Annotated in this window: 16 protein-coding genes and 1 tRNA gene; 11 read left to right on the top strand and 6 right to left on the bottom strand. The window is 61.5% G+C overall.

Annotated features, from left to right (window positions below; all coding sequences use genetic code 11):
• Positions 1-97: 97 nt before the first annotated feature.
• Positions 98-838 (bottom strand): IclR family transcriptional regulator, encoded by a 741-nt coding sequence (locus tag Q0936_RS00960; protein ID WP_299298478.1) that lies wholly within the window; start codon positions 836-838, stop codon positions 98-100.
• Between the two features lie 141 nt (positions 839-979).
• Here Q0936_RS00960 and Q0936_RS00955 point away from each other — a divergent pair, with 141 nt between their 5' ends.
• The 11 genes from Q0936_RS00955 (at position 980) to Q0936_RS00905 (ending at position 11988) form a co-directional block, all read left to right on the top strand.
• Positions 980-1819 carry a cyclase family protein gene (locus Q0936_RS00955; protein ID WP_299298475.1) on the top strand — a complete coding sequence of 280 codons (840 nt, stop codon included), beginning with the start codon at positions 980-982 and terminating at the stop codon, positions 1817-1819.
• 82 nt (positions 1820-1901) lie between these two features.
• Positions 1902-2252 carry a cupin domain-containing protein gene (locus Q0936_RS00950; protein ID WP_299298472.1) on the top strand — a complete coding sequence of 117 codons (351 nt, stop codon included), beginning with the start codon at positions 1902-1904 and terminating at the stop codon, positions 2250-2252.
• Positions 2249-3034 carry an SDR family oxidoreductase gene (locus Q0936_RS00945; protein ID WP_299298469.1) on the top strand — a complete coding sequence of 262 codons (786 nt, stop codon included), beginning with the start codon at positions 2249-2251 and terminating at the stop codon, positions 3032-3034. Before Q0936_RS00950 ends, Q0936_RS00945 begins: the two co-directional genes overlap by 4 nt.
• Positions 3035-3037: 3 nt before the next feature.
• The gene (locus Q0936_RS00940; protein WP_299298466.1) at positions 3038-3976 is read left to right on the top strand and encodes a 3-hydroxyacyl-CoA dehydrogenase family protein; all 939 of its coding nucleotides are present in this window, start codon (positions 3038-3040) and stop codon (positions 3974-3976) included.
• Between the two features lie 148 nt (positions 3977-4124).
• Positions 4125-5396 carry an ABC transporter substrate-binding protein gene (locus Q0936_RS00935; protein WP_299298463.1) on the top strand — a complete coding sequence of 424 codons (1272 nt, stop codon included), beginning with the start codon at positions 4125-4127 and terminating at the stop codon, positions 5394-5396.
• A gap of 9 nt (positions 5397-5405) precedes the next feature.
• A complete protein-coding gene (locus tag Q0936_RS00930; RefSeq protein ID WP_299139459.1) occupies positions 5406-6134 on the top strand; it encodes an ABC transporter ATP-binding protein in 729 nt (242 codons plus the stop codon).
• Entirely contained in the window at positions 6127-6837 is a 711-nt protein-coding gene (locus Q0936_RS00925) for an ABC transporter ATP-binding protein (RefSeq protein WP_299298460.1), read from the top strand. Before Q0936_RS00930 ends, Q0936_RS00925 begins: the two co-directional genes overlap by 8 nt.
• Positions 6834-7700 carry a branched-chain amino acid ABC transporter permease gene (locus Q0936_RS00920; protein WP_363323321.1) on the top strand — a complete coding sequence of 289 codons (867 nt, stop codon included), beginning with the start codon at positions 6834-6836 and terminating at the stop codon, positions 7698-7700. Before Q0936_RS00925 ends, Q0936_RS00920 begins: the two co-directional genes overlap by 4 nt.
• Positions 7697-8707, top strand: coding sequence for a branched-chain amino acid ABC transporter permease (locus Q0936_RS00915; protein WP_299298457.1), 1011 nt, complete (start codon positions 7697-7699; stop codon positions 8705-8707). Before Q0936_RS00920 ends, Q0936_RS00915 begins: the two co-directional genes overlap by 4 nt.
• A gap of 3 nt (positions 8708-8710) precedes the next feature.
• Positions 8711-9640, top strand: coding sequence for a 3-keto-5-aminohexanoate cleavage protein (locus tag Q0936_RS00910; protein WP_299298454.1), 930 nt, complete (start codon positions 8711-8713; stop codon positions 9638-9640).
• A 326-nt stretch (positions 9641-9966) separates the two neighbouring features.
• Positions 9967-11988, top strand: a complete 2022-nt coding sequence (locus tag Q0936_RS00905) for a calcium-binding protein (RefSeq protein ID WP_299298451.1) — start codon at positions 9967-9969, stop codon at positions 11986-11988.
• A gap of 67 nt (positions 11989-12055) precedes the next feature.
• On the opposite strand, the gene Q0936_RS00900 is transcribed toward Q0936_RS00905, so the two are convergent.
• The 5 genes from Q0936_RS00900 to Q0936_RS00880 form a co-directional block, all read right to left on the bottom strand.
• Positions 12056-12132 (bottom strand) — tRNA-Pro (locus Q0936_RS00900).
• 15 nt (positions 12133-12147) lie between these two features.
• Complete coding sequence (locus Q0936_RS00895; RefSeq protein WP_299139474.1) at positions 12148-13131, bottom strand: DMT family transporter; 984 nt, start codon at positions 13129-13131, stop codon at positions 12148-12150.
• 86 nt (positions 13132-13217) lie between these two features.
• Complete coding sequence (locus Q0936_RS00890; protein WP_299298448.1) at positions 13218-13580, bottom strand: hypothetical protein; 363 nt, start codon at positions 13578-13580, stop codon at positions 13218-13220.
• 122 nt (positions 13581-13702) lie between these two features.
• Positions 13703-14806 (bottom strand): 3-isopropylmalate dehydrogenase, encoded by a 1104-nt coding sequence (gene leuB / locus Q0936_RS00885; protein WP_299298445.1) that lies wholly within the window; start codon positions 14804-14806, stop codon positions 13703-13705.
• 32 nt (positions 14807-14838) lie between these two features.
• Positions 14839-15816, bottom strand: a complete 978-nt coding sequence (locus tag Q0936_RS00880) for an endonuclease/exonuclease/phosphatase family protein (RefSeq protein WP_299298442.1) — start codon at positions 15814-15816, stop codon at positions 14839-14841.
• Positions 15817-15866: the final 50 nt, after the last annotated feature.

The raw sequence follows: 15866 nt of genomic DNA, 5'->3' as shown, positions 1-15866 counted from the left end.
TGTTGGGGTCAAGCGTCGACGAACTGGACAGGCCTGTCCAGTACTTTTGCGACACGGGCGCGCCGGGGTGCGACACGGTGGGCCGGACAGGTGGATGTCAGTCGATGCTGCCCATCAGGTGCTTGCGCAGCACCGATTCCAGGTGGGTTTTGACACGTTCGTACCGCGTCGCAGGCACCGGCGTGGACAGCGCATAGATGTCGCCCGCGGCATCACTGATAGCAAAACCCAGCGCGCAGACACCCTCGGTATGCTCGTTTTCATCTCGCGCCAGCGCACCGTCACGGATGGCCTGCACCTCGCTCAGCAGATCGGCAAGAGGGCGGTCCGGGTTGCCGTCCAGCTCATCAAGGATCAGGCGCGTGGCTCGTGCGGGTTCCATCGCGGCAAGCGCCGCTTTGCCATTGGCGGTCGTGGTCAGGGGGAACCGCTCGCCAATGCTGGACACGGTGCGCAACCGCTGGCTGCCCACGACCTGATCGACAAACAGCATCCCGTCGCCGTCCAGCAAGGCCAGATCAACGGTCTCACCAGTCTCATCGGCGATGCGTTTCATCACAGGGCGCAAGCGGTCGCGCATGTCGGCCTCCGCGGCCTGGGCCAGGCTCTGGATCTCCGGGCCCAGCTTGATTCCCCCATAGCCCTTCTCGGTTGATATGAACCCCTCGACCGACAGCGCCGCAACGATCCGCTGTACCGTAGAACGGGGCAATTTCACGCGGGTCGCAATCTGCCCCAGGCTCAGCCCGCCAGTGTCCTCACCCAAAAGGCGCAGGATGTCAGCCGCACGGGAAATCACCTGAATGCCTTGATTTTTATGAGAAATATCTCCACCCATCTGCCGCCTCCGTCGTCGCATACGCCCCTGATTGGCGTGGCTTAGCCTAAGCAGCGGCGGGTTTCAAATCAATGCTTGACCGCATTGCGGTACATACGCACCATCATACAGAACACCTGCAACCGCTTTTGGGAGGAACGGATGGTCGTCAATATTCGCGGAATCGATTTCCAGGAAAACGACAACAACGATATGGGGCTGGAGTTCGTGAACCTCAGCCACCGCTACGGGTTCCAGTGCCCGAACTGGCCGTACTTCAAGGACGTCCAGATCGACCGCAAACACTACATGGCGAAATCCGGCGTGTTGTCCCAGACCATTACGACGACGATGCACGTCACCACCCACATCGACGCCCCGGCGCATGTGGTGCAAGGCACGCCCTTTATCGACGAAGTGCCGCTGCCGCATTTCTTTGGCACCGGTCTGGTCGTGGATATCCCCAAGAAGAAGTGGGAACAGATCACCGGTGACGACCTCGAAAAAGCCTGTGGCCACGCCATCCGCAAGAACGACGTGCTGATCATCAACACGGGTTGGCACAAGCAATACGAGGACGGCGACTACTTTGCCTATTGCCCCGGTCTGGTGCCGTCGGCGGCCGACTGGATGGTCGAGAAGGGTGTGAAAGTCGTGGGCCACGACACACAGGCCAATGACCACCCGCTGGCCACCGCCATCGGCCCACAGCGCAACGGCCCCATCCTGCCACATCTAGAGCAGGAATACCTCGAATGGTCCGGCGGCACCCCGTGGGAGGTGGATTTCCCCGAATGGGAGCCGGTGCACCAGAAACTGTTCAAGAACGGCATTCTGGGCATCGAGAACGTGGGCGGCGATCTGGACCGGGTGACGGGCAAGCGCGTGACCTTTGCGTTCTTCCCCTGGAACTGGGATCGCGGCGACGGGTGCATCATCCGACTGGTCGCGATGATGGACAAGGATCAAGCCTACCGCATCGAGGCGGGCGAGACGTTCTAAGGAACGGTGCGCGCCAAGCGCGCACCCTACGGCGCCGGGGAAAGGTGCGCGGTTCCCGCGCACCTCTGGGAGGAGACCCGACATGCTTGTCAAACGATTTGAAGATGCCACACCCTACGAGGCGCCCAATCACTGGGGCGTCACCGGCTTGCGGCTGCAAGGGTTCGAAGACGGTGGCCCGGAAAACCAATGGGTCGGTTTTTCGCAGTTCCTGCCCGGCGGCGGCGCCGGTCCAGACGCGACGCTGTTTGAAAAGGTCTATGTCGTGCTCGAGGGCGAGATGACCGTCACCATTGACGGCACCGAAACGGTCCTGTCCGCCATGGACAGCTGTACCATCCCCGCCGGCGAAATCCGCACCATCGAAAACCGCAGCAACCACATCTGCAAGATGCTGGTCGTCATCCCCTACCCCCAAGGAGGTCGGCCATGAGCCTCGACAATCCGCTTTCCTTCTTTGATGTCTCGGGCAAGGTCGCGCTGATCACCGGCGCATCCGGCGCCTTTGGCGCGGTCGCGGCCCGGTGTCTGTCGGGCGCGGGTTGCAAGGTCGTGCTGGCCGCAGGCAATGCCGACGCCATGGCTGAGGTCGCAGACACCTGCACCGGCGACACCCACCAAATCAACGCCCGCCCCGACAGCGAAGACGCCTGTGCTGCGCTCGTCGCCGAAACGGTGGCCAAATACGGGCGGATCGACATTCTGGTCGTGGCCTCGGGCATGAACAAGGTCGCCAGGATCGGAGATATGGAGCCGTCCACCTTTGAAAACGTCATGGACGCCAATGTCACCCAAAGCTGGCTGATGGCGCGCGCTGCCAGCGCCCAGATGCAAGCCCAAGGCGACGGCGGCAAGATCGTCTTGATGTCCTCCGCCCGCGGCCTGCTGGGCCACCCTGCGGGCTACACCGCCTATTGCGCGTCCAAAGCCGCCGTCGACGGCATTACCAAGGCGCTGGGATGCGAGCTTGGCCCTACCGGCATCACCGTCAACGCCATTGCGCCCACGGTCTTCCGCTCCCCGCTCACGGCGTGGATGTTCGAGGATACGGACGCCGCCAAAACCGTGCGCGACGGGTTCCTGACCCGCGTGCCCAAAGGACGGCTGGGCGAGCCCGAGGACCTCGCAGGTCCCCTTCTCTTCCTGTCGTCTCAAGCGTCAGATTTTTACACTGGTCACATCCTCTATGCCGACGGCGGCTATACGGCGGGCTGAACGATGGTCAAGAACCAACAGATTGCGGTGATCGGCGGAGGCCTCATGGGCCACGGCATAGCACTGACCTTTGCCCGTGCCGGGCACTACGTCACCATCACCGACCCGGTCGCGGATGTTCTGGCCAGCGTGCCGCAACGGGTGTCCGACAGCCTGCGATTGCTGGGCGCATCAGACCCCGACGTCGCCAAAGCACTCAAACGGATCGAACTGTGCAACGGCATCGCCAGCGCCGTCCAGAACGCCAGTTTTGTGTTCGAAGCCGCGCCTGAAAAGCTGGCCCTCAAACAATCCATTTTTGCCGAAGTCGAGGCCCACGCACCCGCCACCGCCATTCTGGCGTCCAACACATCAGTCATCCCGATCACCCAAATCATGGGCGCACTGACCACGCGACACCGCGCGCTGGGAACGCATTGGTGGAACCCCCCGCACATGATTCCGCTTGTCGAGGTCATCAAAACCGAATGGACCGACGGCGATCTGGCCGACACGATGGTCGACCTGCTGGCGGATGCGGGCAAAACCCCGGTGCTGGTGGAAAAGGACGTCCCAGGCTTTATCGGCAATCGCCTGCAACACGCGTTGTGGCGCGAGGCGATCAGCCTGGTGGAAAACGGGGTTTGCACGGCGCAGGCTGTGGATGACGTGGTCAAGGCGAGTTTTGGACGTCGCATGGCTGTGCTGGGTCCTTTGGAAAACGCGGACCTTGTCGGGTTGGAGCTGACACAAGACATCCACCGTCAGGTGCTGTTCGATCTCGATACCAGCGACGCGCCATCCCCGCTCTTGCAACGGATGCTCGATGATGGCCGCAGCGGCATGGCGGCCGGGGCCGGTCTGCGTGACTGGAACAGCGACGACCTGGACAAGACCAAAGCGCGGATTGCACGCCATCTCAACGACCTCGATGCGATCCTCACGCACAGAGAAACAACATAACGCAAAGGTATATTCCCCAAGTGAAACGGCATCATGATCAAAAAGTGAATATGATAGCCCAAAACCAATCGCCTCAAAAAGAGGCAACGCGCACCGTTTCCAACAACACTGCGCCGATCATCGAAACGATTTCTCAGGGAGGAGAGATATGAAAACTGGAACCACACGCCGCCACGTTCTGGGCGGTCTTGCCGCCACGGTTGCGACACCCGCAATCCTGACAGCCACACGGGCCTATGCCGCCAATCCGACAATCAAGGTTGGCTTTGTGACACCATCGACTGGCCCTCTGGCCGGGTTCGCCGAGGCCGATGACTACATCCTCGAAGGATTGCGCGCTCACTTTGCCGGTGGGGTGACCAACAACGGCAAATCCTACAACATCGAGATCATCAAGAAGGACAGCCAGTCTAACCCCAACCGCGCCGCCGAAGTGGCCGCCGAACTGATCCTCTCCGACGAAGTCGACATCATCGCAGCCGCTGCCACACCGGACACAACAAACCCCGTGGCAGATCAGGCCGAGATCAACGAAGTGCCCTGCGTCACCACCGACGCACCATGGCAGCCCTATTTCTTTGGCCGGGGCGGCAATCCCGCCGAAGGGTTCCAATACACCTACCACTTCTTCTGGGGCCTCGAAGACGTCATCGCCAATTTCACCGGCCTCTGGAATGACAGCGGCGTGGCCAAAAAGGTCGGCGGGCTGTTCCCCAACGACGCAGACGGCAACGCATGGGGTGACGCCAAACTCGGCCTGCCCCCGGCGCTTGAGGCACAAGGTTTCGAACTGGTCGATCCGGGCCGGTTCCAGCCGCTCAACGACGACTTTTCCAACTATATCGCCGCGTTCAAGGATGCCGGATGCGAGATCATCACCGGCGTGATGATCCCCCCGGATTTCGGCACCTTCTGGAGCCAGGCGGCACAGCAAGGGTTCAACCCCAAGGTTGCGACCATTGGCAAGGCACTGCTCTTCCCCTCCGCCATCGCGGCGCTGGGTGATCGCGGGATCGGCCTGACGACCGAAATCTGGTGGTCCCCGAACCACCCATTTGCATCCTCGCTCACCGGAACGACGGCAGGCGAATTGGCGAACGGGTTCACCGCCGCAACGGGCCGTCCATGGACGCAACCCATCGGCTTTAAACACGCCCTGTTCGAAGTCATTGCCAACGCCATCAGCCGCGCTGACGATCTGGACGACCCAGAGGCGATTGCCGCCGCGATCAAAGGTACCAACATGTCCACCATCGTGGGCGATGTGAACTGGTCGAACGGCCCGGTGCCAAACGTGTCCAAAACGCCGCTGGTATCTGGCCAATGGCAGAAACAGGGCGACGGCGTCGAACTCGTGATCACCAACAACGCACACGCACCGCAAATCCCGGTGGGTGGTGAACTGCAACTGCTGGGATAAATCGCGACCATGACTGCCCTGTTGTCCATCGCTGGTCTGCAAAAGTCGTTCGGCGCCGTCGTGGTCGCCGACGACACCAGCTTTGACGTGGCCCAAGGGGAGGCTGTTGGCATCCTCGGGCCGAACGGGGCGGGCAAGACCTCTCTCTTTAACCTGATCACCGGCGCGCTTCCCCCGGATGCGGGCCGGATCACCTTTGAAGGGGCCGACATCTCGGCCACGTCCGCCGCGCGCCGGTGCAAGATGGGGATCGCCCGGTCGTTTCAGGTGCCGCAACCCTTTGGCGGCATGACCGTCTTTGAAAACGCTCTGGTCGGCGCGATGGAAGGCGCAGGCCTGCGCGGCCACGACGCCGAAAACCATGTGCTGTCGGTGCTCGAAGACACCGGGCTCTTGCCCAAGGCGAACGTGCGCGCCGGTGCACTGACTTTGCTTGAACGCAAGCGGCTGGAAATGGCCCGCGCCCTGTCCGCCAGACCCAAGCTGCTGTTGCTTGACGAAATCGCCGGTGGCCTGACCGAGGCCGAATGCACCGCGCTCATCGAAACGATCCAGCGCGTACACGCAAATGGCACCACAATCATCTGGATCGAACACGTGGTCCACGCGCTGCTGGCCGTTGTCGAAAAACTGATTGTCATCGACTTTGGCAAAAAGATCGCCGAGGGCGCCCCCAAGGCCATCATGGACAGCGCCGAGGTCAAGGAAATCTATTTGGGAGTTGACCCTGATGTCTGATCCCCTGCTGCAACTCACTGGCCTTGACGCCCACTATGGTGACTTTCAGGCGCTCTACGGCGTCGACATGGATGTGGCACCGGGCGAAGTGATTGCCATCATCGGTGCAAACGGCGCAGGCAAGACGACGCTGATGCGTTCAATCTCGGGGCTGCTGACCAATGCCGCCGATCAGGTCCAATTCCGCGGTAAACCCATTGGCGCCTTGCGCGCGGATCAGGTGGCCTATGCAGGCATCGCGCTGGTCCCCGAGGGTCGCCAGCTATTCGCCTCTCTGTCGGTCGAAGAGAACCTGAAACTCGGCGCAACGGTGGGCCGCGCAGGGCCATGGTCGCTGCGCGCAGTCTATGACCTGTTTCCGGTCCTCGAGGAACGCCGCAACCAACCTTCGACATCCCTGTCGGGTGGACAACAACAGATGGTCGCCATCGGGCGCGCACTCATGTCGAACCCGGACCTGATCCTGTTCGATGAAATCAGCCTCGGCCTCGCGCCCGTTATCATCAAATCCATCTACGACGCCCTGCCGGGCATTGTGGGGCAAGGCATGACCGCCATGATCGTGGAACAAGACATCACCAAGGCGCTGGCCGTTTCCAGCCGCGTCTATTGCCTGCAAGAGGGCCGCGTGTCGCTGTCCGGGCGGGTCGAGGACGTCACGCGGGACCAGATCACCGCCGCTTATTTCGGGGTTGCCGCATGATCGAATGGATCAACGCCATTGTCCAAGGTGTGCTGCTGGGCGGTCTCTATGCCCTGTTCGCCGCCGGTTTGTCCCTGATCTTTGGGGTCATGCGGTTGGTCAACATTGCCCACGGCGACCTGATCATCCTGGCCGCCTATCTGGGCCTGTCGACCACTGTGATGCTGGGCATCCACCCCTTTGTCGCATTACTGATCGTTATGCCCGCGATGGCGGGGATCGGGTACATCCTGCAACGCGGGCTTTTGAACCAGACGCTTGGGCCAGACATCCTGCCGCCGCTGCTGGTCACGTTTGGCCTGTCGGTGATCTTGCAAAACGCCCTGCTCGAAGGGTACACCGCCGATCCGCAAAAACTGAGCGCGGGCGGCATTGAAACGGCCAGCATCTCTGCGGGTGGACTAACGCTTGGCGTGCTGCCGCTGATGACCTTCGGGATCGCCATCGTGGTGATCGCAGGCCTGCAATGGATCTTCTATTCCACCGCTCTGGGCCGCGGGTTCAGGGCCGTGTCCGACAATCAGGACATCGCGCAACTGATGGGGTTGAACAAGGCGCACGTCTTTGGCCTCGCCATGGCGCTGGCCCTTGCCGTCACCGCCATCGCCGGGGTCCTGTTGGGCATCCGCACCAGCTTTGATCCGTCCATCGGCGGCGGGCGCCTCATCTTTGGCTTCGAGGCGGTGATCATCGGCGGCCTTGGCAACATCTGGGGCACACTGGCAGGCGGCGTCATCTTGGGCGTCGCCCAGACCATCGGGGCAAAAATCGACCCCGGTTGGCAGGTCCTTGCCGGGCACATCGCATTCCTTGTCGTTCTGGCCGTGCGCCCGAACGGGCTATTCCCGAGGGTCGAACATTGAACACAGTCACCCGCGCCACACCCGCCAGCCGCGTTGCGATGGTCATCGCAGCCCTTGCCCTGATTGTCCTGGCCCTAGCCCCCTGGTGGGCAGGTCGCGCCGATCTGCGTCTGATGGGCGAAGTCTTTCTCTACCTGTCACTGGCCTGCCTGTGGAACCTGATGGCGGGCTACGCCGGGCTGGTATCCGTAGGCCAGCAAGCGTTTGTGGGCTTTGGCGGCTACATGCTCTTTGCGCTCACAATCTTTGGTGGCCTGCACCCAATCGTCGCCATCCTGCTCGCCGGTGTGTTGGCCGCGCTGCTGTCCGTACCCGTCGCCGCTCTGATCTTTCGGCTCAAGGGCGCATACTTTGCCATCGGCACATGGGTCGTGGCCGAAGTGTTCCGCCTCACCTTTGCACAGATTTCATCGCTGGGCGGTGGGTCCGGCACATCCCTGCCCGTGGGCATCGTCAAATCGCTGGCCGGGTCCCGTTCAGGCCGAGAGGCGCTCAGCTATTGGCTGGCACTGGGGGCCGCCGTCACGGTCATCACCTGCGTCTACCTCTTTCTGCGCTCGCGCAGGGGGCTCGCCCTAACCGCCATCCGCGACAGCGAAGTTGCAGCGGCAGGCCTAGGCATCGACATCTGGCGCACCAAGCTTGAGGTCTACGTGGTCACCTCCGCCTTTACCGCCGTCATAGGTGGCCTGCTGTTCCTGCAAAAACTGCGCATTTCGCCCGACGCGGCATTCTCAGTCAACGACTGGACCGCCTTTGTGATCTTTATCGTCGTCATCGGCGGCATCGGCACCCTCGAAGGGCCAATCATCGGCACGCTGCTGTTCTTTTTGCTGCGCGAAACGCTGGCAGATTTCGGCACGATCTACTTGATGGTCCTGGGCGTGGTTGCCATCGTGGTGATGCTCAAGGCACCCAAGGGCGTCTGGGGCCTCGTGCGCGACCGCTACGACCTCGAACTCTTTCCGCTCAGCTACCGTGTGCGCACGGACAAAAAAGGACACTGACCCATGGCCAAGAACAAAACGATCATCACCTGCGCGGTCACCGGGTCGATCCACACGCCGACCATGTCCGATCACCTGCCGATCACGCAAAACGACATCGCCGAACAGGCCATCGCCGCCGCCGAGGCGGGCGCGTCGATCCTGCACCTGCACACTCGCGACCCCGACGATTTTCGCCCCTCTGTGGAACCCGACCACTACGCGCCGATCCTCGCCCGCGTCAAACAATCCACCAACGCCGTCCTGAACATCACCACTGGCGGCGCACCCACCATGCGGATCACCGAACGGATCAAGGCCGCAACGACCTTCAGCCCTGAGATGTGCAGCCTCAACATGGGCTCCATGAACTTTGCCTTTCACCCGCTGGCCGGGCGCTATGACAATTGGAAATATGACTGGGAAAAGGACTATGTCGAAGGCTCAGAGGCGAATATCTTCCGCAACACCTTTGCCGACATCCGCGAAGCCGCCGAAACACTGGCCCCCCACGACATCAAGTTCGAACACGAATGCTATGACGTGGGTCATCTCTACAACCTGAAATTCTGCATGGCGCAGGGCCTGTTCAAGGCACCGGTGTTTATCCAGTTCATCTTTGGCATCCTCGGCGGGATCGGCCCAGAGGTCGACAACCTGATCTTTATGAAACGCACGGCGGACCGGCTCTTTGGCGACGACTACCGCTGGTCCGTTCTGGGCGCGGGTGGCGCGCAAATGTCACTGGCCACCACGGCCAGCCAGATGGGCGGCAACGTCCGCGTCGGGCTCGAGGACAGCCTTTTCATCAACCGGGGCGAACTGGCCGTGTCGAACGCCGAACAGGTGACCAAGATCCGCCGCATCGTCGAAGACCTCGGATCAGAGGTCGCCACCCCCGACGAAGCACGCGAAATCCTCGCACTCAAAGGCGGCGACAAAGTCGCGTTCTAATCCGAACACTATGTCATGAGACACAGCGCAGCCGACGCCGTGGCAGTGCTGCGTCGTATAACTGTGCACTAAATCGATCTTTTTCAGCAAACTTCTTGAAATGGCGTAAAAATATCTCCTAGACTCTGCTCCATTAGAGCCATGCCCTTTGAATTTTTGTTTTTGCCACGGGCGTGCAGTGACTTTTCAGGAGACCACATTGACCACGACATTTGAACCGTCCGGCAGCCCGCTGGTGCTTAGCGAAATCAGCAAAGGCCTGTCCGCGCCGTAACTTCATACCAGCCAAGACCATTTGACGACCAAGTATTTCAAGGAGACGACCCATGCCCATCAACTTCGGTGGCCCCTTCAATCCATTTGACGGCGATGCAAACCTTCTGCTCGGCCTTGTGTCCCAAGAGCTGTCGGACGGGCGCATTTTCCTGGCATATACCGACCAGCAGTCCGCTACCGATGTGGGCTTTACCGTGCTCGACAGCGACGGCACGGTGCTGATCCCGCCAACGCTGGTGGCACCGGGCATCACGACGGCAAACCCGAACGTCATGGGGGCCGTGGCCACTGACGGAGGCGGGATCACAATCCATTTCGGCGCGGACGCCGACGGCCTCTTTCCCCTGAACGCAACGAACTACGTGGCGTCCTTCGATGCGGCGGGCAATCCAGTCGGTGGACCCACCGAAGTCGCTGGCGTTGATGGTCTCTACAACGCCCGCAACACCGTCCCCGAAGACATTGGCAACGGAAATCTCGCGGTGATGTCAGACGGCGGGCTGACCATTTTCGGTCCAGACGGACAGATCGCGGGCGGCGCGACCGGAACCCCGGGCTTTTCGACCACCGACAACGGGTATGCCATCGACGTGGCCGCGAACGGCACAATCTGGGTGGCCACCGTCGATGCGGATTTTTCGTTTTCCTTCTTTAACTGGGCAGGTACCTTATCCGTCCAGCAATTTGACGCCTCGGGCAATCCGCTCACGCCAGAGATCCCAATCGGGGAACCCGATCAGTTCCTGGGGGTTAATATCGGGGAACAGGCACTGGTCGACATCACAGTCCTAACCAGCGGCCAGATCGCCGTTGTATGGGCACCCGGTGACTCCCCAGGGGACGACGATTCAACCGGCCTCAGCGTCTATATCCTGAACGCGGATGGCACCGTCGCCTCGGGCCCGTTGCAGGGCAACGATGCAACCGACGGACGGCAATTTGCCCCTCGGGTCTTTGCGCTCGATACTGGCGGGTTTGTGGTGGCCTACAACAGTGATGACGTCACCGAAGACAACGAATCTCCTTTTGTGCGGGTCCAGATTTTTGACGCAAACGGCAACAGGGTCGATGACTCCGAGTTCCCCACAGTTGGCCTGAGCATCACCACAGGCGCGCAAAACAGCGTGATCCTGTCCGATGGAACGGGTATCATTATGGATGAAGGCGACCTCGCCACATTGGTCGAGGTCAATGCCCCCCAAGCACCCCCCGAAGACGTCGAAGGCGACGGCAACTCCGAGACAATCACCACGGGCGACGGCGATGACAGCATCGCGGGCAAGGGTGGCAACGACACCATCTCGTCGGGTGGCGGCAACGACAACATCCTCGGCGGCATCGGCTTTGACTTTATCCAGAGCGGGTCGGGCGACGACACCGTGGTCGGCGGCGACGGGTTCGACAGCATCATCGGCGGGGCGGGCGACGACTCGATCACCGGCAACAACGGCTTCGACACACTGATCGGCGGGTCCGGCAACGACACGCTCAAGGGCGGGTTGGGCACCGATGTGCTGCTGGGCGGCACCGGCGATGACAGCATGACCGGCGACGCAGGCACCGACAGCCTGCGCGGCGAGGACGGCAACGACCAGCTCTTTGGCAACGCGGGCACCGACATCCTCGAAGGTGGCGCAGGGAATGACACCCTGTCCGGCGGCATCAACAACGACACGCTGGTCGGCGGCGAGGGCTCGGACAACCTGAACGGCGGCAACGGGTCGGACGATCTGGTGGGCGGTGAAGGTGATGACATCCTGCGCGGCAACGCGGGCAACGACACCATCAACGGCGGTGCGGGTGACGACATCATGAACGGCGGTCTGGGCGCGGATGTCTTTATCTACGCCGAGGGCGCAGACACCATTCAGGGCTTTGGCAACAACATCGACAGCATCCAGCTGGACGCCGTTGTGCTGGGCCTTCAGACACTGACGGAACAGCAGGTGGTCCAGCAGTTTGCGACCCCAGGCATGGATCAGGTCATCTTTGATTTCGGCGGCGGCAACACGCTGACGGTCAACGGCGTCAGCGCGCCCGGCCAACTGATCGACGATCTGCTCTTGTTCTGACGACCTTATCGCCGCCCCGTGCTCAAAACGCATGGGGCGGTGCATCATTTGCACACAGTGTGAAAAATGGTCGGAGTGAGAGGATTCGAACCTCCGGCCCCTGCCTCCCGAAGACAGTGCTCTACCAGGCTGAGCTACACTCCGACTGTGCCGGGCGAATTACTCCGGCACACGATCTTTGGCAAGAGGCTTGTCGCGGAACCGGCCGCTGGTCATCAGACTGCTGACACGGAACGTGCCGGGTGTCCCGATACGTGTCCGCGTCCGCAAAACAGGCGTGTTTTCCGAATTGCCCGGCGTGCTTTCGCGGAACACGATGAACAGCCCGGACCCGATGATGATCGCCGCACCGACACCCGTAAACAGGTCCGGCGTCTCGTCGAAAAAGATCAGCCCATAGGCCGTGGCCCACAGGATCTGCGAATACTGCATCGGGGCCACAATCGCCGCCTCGCCTGTCTGGTAGGCCGCGATGATAAACCGCCCGGCCACCCACGCCATCACCGAAATGATCGCCAACATCGCCAGATGTTCCCCCGGCATCGGCTGATAGACAAAGATCAGCGCCACACCCATCACGATGAAATTCGCCACCATGGGATACAGCAACAGGACAACCGTACGCTCGTCCGCGCCGATCTTGCGCACCACAATCGACGCAAACGCCCCGGCAAAGGCCGCCACAATCGCTGCCGCATGCCCCAGTGTCAGGTCCGTCGTGCCAGGCCGCAACACGACCATGACTCCGGCCAGCCCGACCATCACCGCCAACCAGCGCGGCAGCCGCACCTTTTCACCCAGAATGGGGATCGACAGCACCGTGATCAGCAAAGGCGTGGCAAAGAGGATCGCATAGGTCTGCGTCAGCGGCAGGTTGGAAAACGCATAGAACGCCGACACACCCGTGATCACCGCGCCCACCGTGCGCACCGCCATCCACCACGGATGCACCGGCAACAACGTCCCCGGCTTCGCGTCGCGCATCAGCATGATCGTCGCCAGCGGAAAGCTGAGCAAGACGCTGAAGAACACGATCTGGATCGGGGAATAGCTCGCACCCAGCGTCTTGATGAACACATCGTGCGTGGAAAAGATCCCAAAGGCGATCAGGGCCAGCAAGGCCCCTTTGACGTTGGATGACATGGCAGACGCTTTGATAGGGTTTTTCTGGGTTCAACAGCACGCGGGCCAGAATGTCCACCGACCCGCGTCCTGTCAGCGTGAAATAGTCATATAGCCAACGCACCTTGCCCAAAAATGAACTGCCAGCGGCTGCCGTCAGTCATCGTGACAAAACCAGACCCGGCATTTGGCGATTGAAAGAACGCTGTGCCGACGCCGCGCAGGCCGTTGTTGCACACCACTGGGAAACTGACCGTGCTGATGTCGGCAAACTTGTCATAGGTGCCGGTGCAGACGGCACTGCCATTGGTCGCCTGAAAACTGCCACCATGCAGGAACGTGTCGGTCGCGGATCCTCGGAACGTCACACCGTCGTCGCCGATCACGGACACAGGATAGGCGACGTCACAGGCCGCAACACCACCAAGAACGAGACCGCACAGCGCGGCACGCAGAGAAAACAGGGACATGGAAATTCCTTTGGTCCGTTACACAACGGATCACAACGTGGTGACCACACCGTGCCACCCCAAGTCAGGAATTCCCGCCCTTAAAAGGGACGCGCATCATGGTTAACGCGCGCCCGTATGGGTCAGAGGCTGGCGTCCAAAGCGGCCAGAATGACGTCACCCATTTCAGTGGTCGACAGCGGGGTGCCGCCTTCGGGGCCCATCAGGTCCGCGGTCCGCGCACCATCGGCCAGCACCTTTTCGATCGCGGATTCGAGGCGCGCGGCCTCGTCACCCTGATCAAAGCTGTAACGCAGCGCCATGGCAAAGCTGAGGATACAGGCGATGGGGTTGGCCTTGCCCTGACCGGTGATGTCTGGGGCCGATCCGTGGACCGGTTCGTACATCGCCTTGGGGCGTCCATTGTCCATCGGCGCGCCAAGGCTCGCAGAGGGCAACATGCCAAGCGAGCCTGTCAGCATCGCGGCACAGTCGGACAGGATGTCGCCAAAGAGGTTGTCCGTGACGATCACGTCGAACTGCTTGGGCGCGCGCACCAACTGCATCGCGCCGTTGTCGGCATACATGTGGCTCAGCTCGACCTCGGGGTAATCCTTGGCAACCTCGGTTACGACATCCCGCCACAGGATGCCCGATTCCATTACGTTGGCCTTCTCCATCGAGCAGACCTTCTTGTTGCGGCGCATCGCCAGCTCAAAGGCCGAACGGGCAGCGCGTTCAATCTCGCTTTCGGTGTAACGCTGGGTGTTGATGCCCACGCGCTCGTTGCCTTCTTCGAAGATGCCGCGCGGCTCGCCGAAATAGACACCCGAGGTCAGCTCGCGCACGATCATGATGTCCAGACCGGCAACGATGTCTTTTTTTAGGGACGAGAAATCCGCCAGCGCGTCAAAGCACTGCGCCGGGCGCAGGTTCGAGAACAGGTCCATCTCCTTGCGCAGGCGCAGCAGGCCGCGCTCGGGCTTCACCGAGAAATCCAGATCGTCGTATTTGGGACCACCCACGGCACCCAACAGGACCGCGTCGACCTCTTGCGCCTTGGCCATCGTGTCATCGTGCAGCGGCACACCGTGCGCGTCATAGGCCGCACCACCCACAAGGTCGGTGGTTACATCAAACGTCAGTCCGCGCTTGTCACCAAACCAGTCGATGATGCGTGTGACTTGGTCCATCACTTCGGGACCGATGCCATCGCCGGGCAGGATCAGGATCGACGGGTTGGACATGGCGAAACTCCTTTGATTGCTTGGGGTTTCGCCTATCCACCGTTGCCCGAATGGTCAAGGGTGAGGTCCACCCAAACCAACCTGTGACGGCTGGCTGTTGCAACTGTTTCCGCCAGCGGGTCGTCTGGTGCGGGCCACATCACCCCACTGTCCAGAACGCGCCAATGAGAGGACGGCAGCACATAGTCCACCCGCAAGTCACCCGGCATCGGATCGCGCCAGTCAACGGTGTCCGTGCCCGCCTGTCCCCGCGGGGACACGTCCTGAACCAAAGGCGACGACAGCAGGGACCGAATGGCGGGTTTTATCCCCGAACCGTCCACCGGGTCCAGATTTGCATCCCCGGCAATGACAAACGGACCGGGCGGCGGCGTGCCGACCTCACCCGTCAACACCTGCTCCCACAGCCGGATTTCATCCGCATTGCGCTTGCCGTTGCGATCCTCCGGGCCATCAAACACCGGGGGACTGGCATGAAAGGTCATCAGGGTGAACGTGCCGCCGGGCGCCGCAATCGGCACAGCCCAATGGCCGGTTGTGGACAACCGCTGCGCTGCCAGAGCCGCTACGCTGGGAAAGGGCGCGCCATTGACCTCTGGCAACGTCGCACCGGGTACGTCCTGCCACAACAGCTCTGAGAAATCCTGCACCCCCGCCGCATCAATGGGAAAGCGCGACAGGATCGCCATGCCACCCTGACCCGAAAACCGCCCATAACCCTGCGCATCTCGCGGCCCACCCAATAGGCCATCTCCGTCCATGTCCAGGCCAGTTGGCATGCCCGTGTTCGGGCGCAGCGCAAAATGGTGGTCATACCCCGTCAATTCGGCCAAGCGGCCCAGCGCCTCGCCCGTGAGATCATAATCAATGCCCTGTAACGCCAGCACATCCACATCGGCCTCAGCTATCACAGCAACCACGGCTGCAATCTGATCATCCGTCCCGCGCGCAAGATTGCGCAGGAACAGGCCCGGCCCGTCACGCTGCAATTCGGTGTTATAGGTGCCCACGCGCAAGCTGTCCGCCTGCGCGACACATCCCAGCCAGACCCATGCAAGTG

The sequence above is a fragment of the uncultured Tateyamaria sp. genome, from assembly GCF_947488715.1.
Taxonomy (GTDB): Bacteria; Pseudomonadota; Alphaproteobacteria; order Rhodobacterales; family Rhodobacteraceae; genus Tateyamaria.
The sequence above is the reverse complement of the archived record's forward strand: the minus strand, read 5'-3'. Positions and strand labels throughout refer to the sequence as shown.

What these genes read in the sequence shown, in the direction of transcription:
- Q0936_RS00925 (WP_299298460.1), top strand. Translation starts at nt 6,127, where the DNA reads ATGTCTGATCCCCTGCTGCAACTCACTGGCCTTGACGCCCACTATGGT.
- leuB (WP_299298445.1), bottom strand. Translation starts at nt 14,806, where the DNA reads ATGTCCAACCCGTCGATCCTGATCCTGCCCGGCGATGGCATCGGTCCC.
- Q0936_RS00950 (WP_299298472.1), top strand. Translation starts at nt 1,902, where the DNA reads ATGCTTGTCAAACGATTTGAAGATGCCACACCCTACGAGGCGCCCAAT.
- Q0936_RS00930 (WP_299139459.1), top strand. Translation starts at nt 5,406, where the DNA reads ATGACTGCCCTGTTGTCCATCGCTGGTCTGCAAAAGTCGTTCGGCGCC.
- Q0936_RS00920 (WP_363323321.1), top strand. Translation starts at nt 6,834, where the DNA reads ATGATCGAATGGATCAACGCCATTGTCCAAGGTGTGCTGCTGGGCGGT.
- Q0936_RS00955 (WP_299298475.1), top strand. Translation starts at nt 980, where the DNA reads ATGGTCGTCAATATTCGCGGAATCGATTTCCAGGAAAACGACAACAAC.
- Q0936_RS00960 (WP_299298478.1), bottom strand. Translation starts at nt 838, where the DNA reads ATGGGTGGAGATATTTCTCATAAAAATCAAGGCATTCAGGTGATTTCC.
- Q0936_RS00940 (WP_299298466.1), top strand. Translation starts at nt 3,038, where the DNA reads ATGGTCAAGAACCAACAGATTGCGGTGATCGGCGGAGGCCTCATGGGC.
- Q0936_RS00905 (WP_299298451.1), top strand. Translation starts at nt 9,967, where the DNA reads ATGCCCATCAACTTCGGTGGCCCCTTCAATCCATTTGACGGCGATGCA.
- Q0936_RS00890 (WP_299298448.1), bottom strand. Translation starts at nt 13,580, where the DNA reads ATGTCCCTGTTTTCTCTGCGTGCCGCGCTGTGCGGTCTCGTTCTTGGT.
- Q0936_RS00935 (WP_299298463.1), top strand. Translation starts at nt 4,125, where the DNA reads ATGAAAACTGGAACCACACGCCGCCACGTTCTGGGCGGTCTTGCCGCC.
- Q0936_RS00945 (WP_299298469.1), top strand. Translation starts at nt 2,249, where the DNA reads ATGAGCCTCGACAATCCGCTTTCCTTCTTTGATGTCTCGGGCAAGGTC.
- Q0936_RS00910 (WP_299298454.1), top strand. Translation starts at nt 8,711, where the DNA reads ATGGCCAAGAACAAAACGATCATCACCTGCGCGGTCACCGGGTCGATC.
- Q0936_RS00895 (WP_299139474.1), bottom strand. Translation starts at nt 13,131, where the DNA reads ATGTCATCCAACGTCAAAGGGGCCTTGCTGGCCCTGATCGCCTTTGGG.